The sequence below is a fragment of the Coleofasciculus sp. FACHB-712 genome, from assembly GCF_014695635.1.
Taxonomy (GTDB): domain Bacteria; phylum Cyanobacteriota; class Cyanobacteriia; order Cyanobacteriales; family FACHB-T130; genus FACHB-T130.
The window spans coordinates 1-9,018 of record NZ_JACJOQ010000044.1; the positions used below are offsets into that span (position 1 = coordinate 1).

At 49.0% G+C, this 9,018-nt stretch carries 9 protein-coding genes; 6 read left to right on the forward strand and 3 right to left on the reverse strand.

Annotation, left to right across the window (positions count from 1 at the left end; translation table 11 throughout):
- On the forward strand, window positions 1-159 hold a 159-nt coding region (locus H6F50_RS26820; protein ID WP_199291914.1), incomplete at its 5' end, for a type II toxin-antitoxin system HicB family antitoxin.
- 231 nt (window positions 160-390) lie between these two features.
- Here the strand turns inward: H6F50_RS26820 and H6F50_RS00830 are convergent.
- The gene (locus H6F50_RS00830) at window positions 391-1,128 is read right to left on the reverse strand and encodes an SIMPL domain-containing protein (RefSeq protein ID WP_190414914.1); all 738 of its coding nucleotides are present in this window, start codon (window positions 1,126-1,128) and stop codon (window positions 391-393) included.
- 6 nt (window positions 1,129-1,134) lie between these two features.
- Here H6F50_RS00830 and H6F50_RS00835 point away from each other — a divergent pair, with 6 nt between their 5' ends.
- The 4 genes from H6F50_RS00835 (at window position 1,135) to murI (ending at window position 6,268) form a co-directional block, all read left to right on the forward strand.
- Complete coding sequence (locus H6F50_RS00835; protein ID WP_190425244.1) at window positions 1,135-1,311, forward strand: hypothetical protein; 177 nt, start codon at window positions 1,135-1,137, stop codon at window positions 1,309-1,311.
- Between the two features lie 177 nt (window positions 1,312-1,488).
- Window positions 1,489-2,898 (forward strand): cation:proton antiporter, encoded by a 1,410-nt coding sequence (locus tag H6F50_RS00840; protein ID WP_190414916.1) that lies wholly within the window; start codon window positions 1,489-1,491, stop codon window positions 2,896-2,898.
- Window positions 2,899-3,402: 504 nt separating this feature from the next.
- The gene (locus H6F50_RS00845) at window positions 3,403-5,379 is read left to right on the forward strand and encodes an N-acetylmuramoyl-L-alanine amidase (RefSeq protein ID WP_190425247.1); all 1,977 of its coding nucleotides are present in this window, start codon (window positions 3,403-3,405) and stop codon (window positions 5,377-5,379) included.
- Between the two features lie 28 nt (window positions 5,380-5,407).
- Window positions 5,408-6,268, forward strand: a complete 861-nt coding sequence (gene murI, locus H6F50_RS00850) for a glutamate racemase (protein ID WP_190414918.1) — start codon at window positions 5,408-5,410, stop codon at window positions 6,266-6,268.
- Between the two features lie 108 nt (window positions 6,269-6,376).
- Here the strand turns inward: murI and H6F50_RS27460 are convergent, their stop codons facing one another.
- Window positions 6,377-6,505 (reverse strand): hypothetical protein, encoded by a 129-nt coding sequence (locus tag H6F50_RS27460; RefSeq protein ID WP_277877655.1) that lies wholly within the window; start codon window positions 6,503-6,505, stop codon window positions 6,377-6,379.
- 612 nt (window positions 6,506-7,117) lie between these two features.
- Here H6F50_RS27460 and sds point away from each other — a divergent pair.
- Window positions 7,118-8,089 (forward strand): solanesyl diphosphate synthase, encoded by a 972-nt coding sequence (gene sds, locus H6F50_RS00855; protein WP_190425250.1) that lies wholly within the window; start codon window positions 7,118-7,120, stop codon window positions 8,087-8,089.
- Between the two features lie 143 nt (window positions 8,090-8,232).
- Here sds and H6F50_RS00860 read toward each other — a convergent pair.
- Window positions 8,233-9,018 (reverse strand): GUN4 domain-containing protein (locus tag H6F50_RS00860; RefSeq protein WP_190425253.1); only part of this gene is annotated, 786 nt, incomplete at its 5' end.

A 9,018-nucleotide genomic window follows, 5' to 3' on the forward strand; every position in this document is an offset into this window, starting at 1 on the left:
ATCCCAGAGTTTGGCGATCGCGTTGTCATGCCTTGCACTCACGGCAAAACTCGTGAGGAAGCAATTCACAAGGGCGAAGAAGTGATTGAAATGTACTTAGAAGCATGGCTTGCAGAAGGTGAATCCATCCCTGAACCCAGTACGCTTCAAATTGCCTGATTACCTTTTTAGAAGTCCTACTCTGTAGTCAGTTCACCCAACTTGAGAACGTGACCTAGGTTGAAAAACAAGCATAGACAAAGCGATACTCACTTGCGTAAACACTCAGTTCCTTGCGGGATACCAGCACCAGCATTAAGGCGTTGTTGGTGAGGAGCGATCGCAAGTTGTCCTAAAATCCGTTATCGAATTCCTCAGAAATATCAAGTGGGCAAAAGCCCACAGATATTCCTAATAGGTAATTTGTAGAGTCACGGATGCCTCTACCTGTTGTTCGCCACCAATCACGGGTGTAGACGCCTCTACTTTTCCAGATCGCAAAGCCATGTCAGCTAGGGGCATTGGGGGCGGCGGCGTCGTAGAAGCACCATTAACTTGAATGTTTACCACTTCCCGGCGAGTAAGATTTAGGGCACTCAAAACAGCATCCGCTTGCTCTTGGGCATCTTGAGTCGCTTCGCGCAAAGCTTGCTTTTGAGCGGTCGCGATCGCACTATCAGCAGCAATAAAACTAATGCCGTCAATCCGCGTCGCCCCAGCTTTCACTGCTTCATCCAGAAGCGTTCCGGCTGTTTGATTATTAACTCGAAAGCTAACGATGTTGGTGGCGGTATACCCAGTCAGACGCTGGACGTTGTTTTCGTAGCTGTAAGTCGGGTTGAGGCTAATGCCGGTGGTTTGTAATTTTTCGACATTGCGAGATTTTAGCAAATCCACCACTGCGCTAGAGCGTCGTGCTGCTTCCTGCTGCACATCCGCCGCCACTTTACCCTGAACCTCAACCCCCAGCCGCACCAGCGTTAACGTTGTTGCAATCGATTCTTCTCCCCTGCCAGTGACAGTGATGGTTCGCAACATTTTCTCTTGGGCGATCGCTGGATTCGTCATGATTACACTTAAAAGACCCACGGCGAAAGATATTGCCTGACGCTGATACCAGGAACTTGCGAAAGATGGAGTTCGATTCATTAGATCGTGTTGTCTCATACTAGAACTGCACCAGCTGCTTTTCATTGTGCCGGTGGAATGTTCCTAATCTGCCACTACCACAGCCAAAAAATCTCAGCAGTTACCGTTTTAGCAACTCAGGCGATAGTGCTAGTTGTAATGCAAGGGGTATCGCCCGATCGCCAGTCCTATCGGGGATGGTAAGTATTTATACTTTGCTTTCAGGGATTAGATTCAACTATGCGATCGCGCCGCGAAATTGACCGCGCCCCTTTCAAGCCATCATCTTGACAGGTCTTTGACTCTTGTTAAATCCCCAGATAAAAGCTTGATTTTGTAAAGAAGCTTGTACATTGAAAAGAATGATTTTGTGCAGAACTCATGCCGATAGATGCAGCTCACTGGCTTAGTTTACTAAGCCCAACTTTCTCACTCTCACTTTCGAGCAAAACTATTGCTGTCTTAGCGACAGCAACACAAGAAGCAGAAAAAAGTCCAGTGGTCTTAGCGGCAGTGTTACTGACTTTAGTCATCATTTACTTCGCTAGCAAAATGGGGGCGGAGATATCAAACTGGATGGGCTTCCCGCCTGTATTAGGCGAACTGGTCGGCGGTGTAGTGGTGGGTATCTCCGCCCTGCATCTGCTGGTATTTCCAGAAAGCGGGTCAGTCGCTTCTGATTCTGTCCTGATGTCCTTCTTGCAAGGCACTTCTGGCTTAAGTCTCGACACGATTGGTGAAGTATTTCAAACCCAGAGCGAAGTCATTTCCGTTTTAGCAGAACTGGGCGTAATCGTACTGCTATTTGAAATTGGTCTGGAGTCGAACTTAAAGGAACTGATGGCAGTCGGTATCCAGGCAGTCGTCGTCGCAGTGGTGGGGGTAGTGGTGCCCTTTGCAGCTGGCACTGCGGGGCTGATGCTCTTTTTTGGCGTGCCAGCGGTTCCGGCGATTTTTGCGGGTGCGGCTTTGACTGCAACCAGCATTGGGATTACTTCCAAAGTTCTCTCAGAATTGGGGCGTCTCACTTCTAGAGAAGGTCAGATTATTCTGGGCGCTGCGGTTATAGACGATGTTCTGGGTATCATCGTTTTGGCAGTGGTAGCTAGTTTGGCAAAAACGGGTGAAGTAGATGTCAGCAACGTCATTTATCTGATCGTCAGCGCCAGTAGTTTTCTACTAGGTGCGATTCTGCTAGGTAAGGTTTTTAACAAATCCTTTGTAGCGATCGCCGATCAGCTCAAGACGCGCGGCGGGCTAGTCATACCGGCTTTCATCTTCGCATTCTTGATGGCCTATGTGGGAGCCGCTATTCACCTAGAAGCCATTTTGGGAGCTTTTGCCGCTGGCTTAGTCTTAGACGAGACGGATAAGCGTAAAGAACTGGAAAAGCAGGTAGTGCCTATTGCCGATCTGCTGGTGCCGATTTTCTTTGTAACGGTTGGGGCTAAAACTGACCTAGGAGTTCTCAATCCAGCGGTTCCCAGTAACCGGGAAGGGTTGTTCATGGCTATGTTCCTGATTGTCGTGGCAATTCTCGGAAAGGTTGTTACGGGTCTAGTCGTATTTGGTCAACCTCAGATCAACCGATTAGCGATTGGCGTCGGGATGATTCCACGAGGCGAAGTCGGGTTGGTCTTTGCCGGTGTTGGTTCTGCCAGCGGTGCTTTGTCTGAAGCCACAGAAGCCGCGATTATTATGATGGTCATCTTGACAACTTTTTTAGCACCTCCCTTATTACGGTTTGTGTTTCAAGAGCCTGCATCGGTTCCTGCTAAGGAAAGCGATTAGTTATTAATTCATGTGTGGGTAGTGGGTAGTGGTGGTATACAATCAACACCGACTACCTACTCCGTAGTACCTACTGACAAAAAACTAACAGCAAACGGTTTTTGTGAAACTTAAGTCACTTTATCTACGTCCCTTGGGGTTGGTTATCGGATTTAATCGGATTTAAAAGGTTTCTCTCGCTTTGAGAAAAGTGTTGGCTCGCGTGGCTTGGGAATAGGCAGCATCAAGACGTTATCATTGCCAAGCCCTGAGAACAAAAATCTCTGATGAGAAACTCCATACACCAGGCATCTTCCCGATGGTAATTGGCTTTTTCCAGCGAAAAAAGTCATGCCTAGTCGATTATTCTGCATTGCGACCAAAGTCGTGATATTGTTCAACCCAGTCTAAAATCGTTTACTTTGTTTACCGCAATGCACCGGATGTGAACCGAAAACATCCGAAACAGGTCTACAGCGTACAGGCCGATTATTACGGTCTTTGCCTTTTTCAGGAGCAACGATAGTGAGATTTTACTGGCTATTACCCAGTTTTTTGAGCATTTTTCTCGTTTCACTTCCCGCGAATGCGGCAAGACTGGTGTATTGGCGTTTTGATGCCAATCAGAACCGACTAGACTTTAGGACGGATGATGGAGTGCAACCGCGAGCGCAACTGCTTGCCAACCCGACCCGTGTGGTAATCGATCTGCCCGGTACCAGCTTGGGGCGCTCAACGGTGACTCAGCAGTTGGCTGGATCGCTGCGTTCTCTGCGAGTAGGACAGTTTGAAGGTAATACTACTCGGATGGTGATTGAATTAGACCCTGGTTACACCCTCGATCCAGAAAAAGTGCTAGTTCGAGGAGCTTCCCCCAGCCAGTGGTCGGTGCAATTACCAAAGCCCGAACGAGTAGCGCAGGTGTCAAATCCTTCACCCAGAGATCTAGCACCCAGAGATCTAGATTTGGGAAATTCTCCGCCGCCCCCTTTGCAACCGCTTCCCAATCAAGCTCCTAGAAATCCTTCGCCGCCTCCAGTGCTGAGTCGCCCACCGATTCGTCAGACACCTCCAAACGTAACGGTTGGGTCGCTTGCTCAAATCGAAGATGTGCAGGTAACGCGAGATGGGTTTTTCCTAAGGACGAATGGGGGTCGCCCGCAGATTATTAAGGTGAACCGGAGTAGCGATCGCAAAAACATTACTTTTGACCTGCGAGGAGCGACCCTTTCCCGCAGTCTTACATCGCCTTCTTCGACGGTGAATCGCTATGGCGTCAGTCGCATCTTATTGTCCCAAGTTGATACTTCACCCTCAATCGTTCGCGTCACGATGAACGTGAGGAGAGAAAGCCCGGACTGGCTGGCAAGTGTTAGCGATTTTGGCGGTATTGTCATCTTGCCGAAGGGTACGAGTGCTGGCGACATTGAAAGTCCACCACTAGCTGGAAATCAACCCTCTCCCATTTCGGGGGGGTCTAGACCGCCTTCAACTGCACCCAGCCAACCCGTCCCCACCAACCGTCCGAATAATCAGTTAGCAACAATTCAATCGGTTGAACTCGCTTCTTCCGGAACCCAGTTATTAATTCGGGCGGATGCGGCTGTCAGATACACCGGCAGATGGGATGCAAGAGAGGGAGTTTATCGAATTACGATTCCTTCCGCTGAACTAGCTGACCGAGTTAGGGGACCTCAACTGGATGCCACCACTTCAGTGCGGCGGGTGCGTTTGCAGCAGCAAGACTCGCGGACTGTCGTCATTCTGGTGCAACCAGCCTCAGGGGTACAGGTTGGAGAACTCAATCAGGTGAGCGACCAACTTTTAGCACTGCAACTGCAACGAAGTCGCCTTGGCTCGGTTGTTCCTCCCACAGGCCCTATTCGGGTTCCGCCCACGGGTTCTGTTAACGTGCCGCCGCCTCAGAATAACAATCCGCCTTCGCGACCCCGCCCCCGTGTTGGACGATTGGTTGTGGTTGTAGATGCCGGACATGGAGGCAAAGACCCTGGAGCCATCGGTTATAGAGGTTTGCGAGAGGTCGATGTAATTTTGCCGATTGCACAGCAGGTAGCGGCATTGCTAGAGCAACAGGGCATCCAGGCGGTGATGACGCGAAAGGATGACTATTTTGTAGACTTGCAACCACGAGTAACGATGGCTGAGCGAGCCAATGCCGATTTATTCGTCAGTATCCACGCCAATTCAATTGGTGGGCGTCCTGATGTGCAGGGGCTGGAGACTTACTATTACTCTAGTGGTGGGCGTTTAGCGCAAACCATTCACAATAGTATTTTGCAGAACGTTGATATCCGAGATCGAGGAGTGCGGCAGGCGAGATTTTATGTACTGAGGAAGAGTTCGATGCCCGCTGTTTTAGTGGAGGTTGGTTTTGTGTCCAGCCCACAAGAGGCTGTGAAGTTGGCTTCGCCAAATTACCAGAGCCAGATGGCAAGAGCGATCGCTCGCGGTATTCTACAGTACATTCAACAAAGTCTCTAAATGCCGGTTTGTGGGGAGTGGTTGATTAATGATGAATAAGGAACAAAAAACAAATGAGGCTCTTCAACGAGCCAGAATTGGGATTTTTGATAGCGGAGTCGGCGGGCTGACGGTATTGAGGGAACTCTACCGGCAGCTGCCATCCGAATCGATTCTTTACTTTGGCGATACGGCTCGACTGCCCTACGGCACTCGCTCTCAGGCAGAAATTTTGCACTTTGTGCGCGAAATTCTCATCTGGATGATGCAGCAGGGCGTCAAAATGGCGATCATGGCGTGCAACACCAGTTCTGCCCTCGCTTTGGAGGCAGTGCGGTCTGAGTTTCCTCTCCCGATTTTGGGAGTTATCTTGCCTGGTGCCCGCGCGGCTGTTGAGCTAGGCAACCGGATTGGAGTCATCGCTACCCCAGCCACTGCCGCTAGCAACGCTTATCGTCGCGCGATTTTAGAAGTTGACGCCACTGCCCAAGTTTGGCAAGTCGGTTGCCCAGAGTTTGTGCCGGTGATTGAGCAAAACCGCATCCATGAGCCTTACACCCTAGAAGTGGCGCGGGAGTACCTGGCACCGTTACTGCACCATCGCATTGACACGCTTGTTTATGGCTGTACCCACTATCCCCACTTAGCACCCGTCCTGAGGAAAATTCTGCCCCGGTCGGTGAAGCTATGCGATCCGGCAGTTCATGTAGTGGCTGCGGCTGCACAAGAGCTGGATTTACTAGGACTGAGAAACACCCGCCCGCCTCTAGCAACTCGATTTGCCGTGAGCGGTTGTCCCGAACAGTTTGCACAACTGTCAGTACAGTGGCTGGGGTGTACGCCTGCGGTAGAAAAAGTTTATTTACCGACAGTGCTACATCGGCAATTACCGCTAGAGCTAAGCGAGTAGCAGTCAATTAAAGAATAGGTTCTTCAATCCAAAATTCTAGATTTGACTGCTAATCGCGGATCGATGAGGTGAGCGTGCTGCAAACGGCTAATACTTCTGTCGCGATCGCTAGGGTATGGACTTCGTCCTACCCGCACCTTTCACAGTTCGCTGTGCCAGAATCAACAGCAGGTAAACCGTCAATAAATAACCAGTGGCTAAAAATGGGATAATCAGAGGCATATCATTATACGTCATAGTGTCGCACAATCACAAGTAGCGGAATGTAAATTTTTATACAAGTTCTTTTCCCAAGACAATGTCCCAAGTCAAGACTTGAGTCAATGCTTGAGAATATGTCTGCCCATAGGAATTCTGGAGGTCGCTGTCGCCCCAAAAATTCTTGATTTAACTAAAACCCCAGAAAATTGATAAAAATAATCTGAGATTTTTTCGGCAATCCCGTAGAGAGCAAGCTAATCCACAGTGCCTATTGAAAGTCCTTTATTTTCGGATGGCTAGTTTTCCTAGAGCCTTAACGCTAGAAAAAGATGCAGGAAGCCGGAAATGCTACCGCCTACCAAAAATCTGCCATCCTTTACCAATTCATTACAAACACGTAAGTGTTTTCTGTAATTTTTTGGCTCAGTAACTCTATTAAGCTTTTCAAATCCTTACATATTAGAGTAACACAAGATCCCCAAGGGTTAGGAGGGATTTTTTTAGATACTTTACAAGTCGATACAATTTCAAAAAAAGGCTGCGGGGGCATCTTCTAAGGAACAAAACTTCCCTGTAGGGGAGCATTAGCTTAAAATAAATGACAGGAATGTAAAATTTCGTAACTATTAAGCCAGAGTCAGCTGATCCATGACCTCAGTGACCTCCCTCTTTGCCCCTGTTGAATCAGACCTACGTGTTCTGACGGAGAATTTGAAAAAGCTGGTTGGTGCCCGTCACCCCATCCTGTATGCGGCGGCAGAACACTTATTTGGGGCAGGAGGAAAGCGCGTTAGACCCGCTATCGTCCTGCTGATATCGCGGGCAACCATGCTGGATCAAGACATTACCCCACGTCACCGGCGTCTCGCAGAAATTACGGAAATGATTCACACCGCTAGTCTGGTACACGACGATGTGGTGGATGAATCCGAGGTAAGACGCGGTATTGCCACGGTTCATAGCCGGTTTGGCAATCGCATCGCTGTGTTGGCGGGAGACTTTTTATTTGCCCAATCTTCTTGGTATTTGGCAAATTTGAATCATTTAGAAGTAGTGAAACTGCTCTCAGAAGTGATTATGGATATGGCAGAAGGAGAAATTCAGCAAGGGCTGAATCGCTTTGATGCCAGTATGTCCCTCGAAGCTTACTTAGAGAAGAGTTACTACAAAACTGCCTCGTTGATGGCTAACAGTGCGAAGGCGGCTGGACTACTCAGTGATGTCTCGGAGGAGGCGGCAGAAAATTTGTATCGCTACGGACGTCATCTCGGCTTGGCTTTCCAGATTGTGGATGATATTTTTGACTTCACGGGTTCGACAGAAGCTTTAGGTAAGCCAGCCGGATCGGATCTAAAAAGTGGCAATCTAACAGCACCCGTGTTATTTGCCTTAGAAGAAAAACCTTACCTGGAGGCGCTCATTGAGCGGGAATTTACAGAGGAGGGGGATTTAGAAGCAGCGATCGCCCTCATTGAAGAAAGTCAGGGTATCGAGCGATCGCGCGAATTAGCTGCCCATCATGCCCAACTCGCCGTTCAACAATTAGCAGATTTACCGCACTCGGAGTGCCGTCAAGCGCTCATTGACATGGCTGAGTACGTGTTGAGTCGGCTTTATTAAGGAGTGTGGATTGATTAACCCCCGATTTCTTTTATCGGGGTATTGGCTGTAGGGGCTTTTTCTGTGCATGCCCCTACAGAACGCGAATGAGTGTAAGTTATTGAATCGACGTTTCTAAGAATGAATCAAAATCCAATCAGCGATTAGCAAATTTTACACTTGGCGAGTCTCGCCACCAGAGAAGAACACACCAAATCCCAGCGACCCAATCCAGTATCTTCTAATCCTCCAGCCGGAAGATGACCCGATGGGGCAGAATTTCCGGAGAAAGTGAGATCCGAGTAATTTAACCAATTGCCTTTGACACGCCAACCCACTTGGTCGCCAAAACGACACCAAGTGGCATAGTCAAAGTTAGGTTTTCCGCCAATCTTTTCCCAAATGCGCTTCTGGACACTAAAGCCAAAGCGTCCGTCGCTGTAATTTACCCAGAGTCGATCGATCGTACCGAGGTGTTGGCAGGGAAACTTTTGAAAATCTTCAACTCTCAGCCAGCCTTCTGGTTCTCGATGGGAAATTTGAAGCAGGAGCATTCGTGTTTCCCGATCTGCTTCCTTCCAGTTGCGGGCGGTCAGGAAATCCCGCAGTTTGCTGTAATTTATCCCCAATGCCCTGAGATGAGCGGGAGAGGAAGCCATCGTGGGTATCGTGACACTAACATCAGAAGGTTTAGTAAGTTTAGAGTGCAAGGCTTCCAGCACCTCCAAAGCCGATTTATAGCGATCCTTCGGTAAAGGCTGAAGCAGTTTATCTAAAATTTGCCCTAACTCTTCACTAATCGTTGTCCCATCTGGCAGACGCTCTCGCCACATCCAGCGACACTCTAGCGGTTCATAAAGACCATCAGAACCACCTAATGTAGGAAGAGATTGGGTGAGCAGACAAACGCAAGTGACTCCTAAACTGTAGAGATCGCTAGCGGGGTAGGC

Coding starts and splice junctions, on each gene's coding strand:
- H6F50_RS00830 (WP_190414914.1), bottom strand. CDS start 1,128: ATGAATCGAACTCCATCTTTCGCAAGTTCCTGGTATCAGCGTCAGGCA.
- H6F50_RS27460 (WP_277877655.1), bottom strand. CDS start 6,505: ATGACGTATAATGATATGCCTCTGATTATCCCATTTTTAGCCACTGGT.
- sds (WP_190425250.1), top strand. CDS start 7,118: ATGACCTCAGTGACCTCCCTCTTTGCCCCTGTTGAATCAGACCTACGT.
- murI (WP_190414918.1), top strand. CDS start 5,408: ATGATGAATAAGGAACAAAAAACAAATGAGGCTCTTCAACGAGCCAGA.
- H6F50_RS00840 (WP_190414916.1), top strand. CDS start 1,489: ATGCCGATAGATGCAGCTCACTGGCTTAGTTTACTAAGCCCAACTTTC.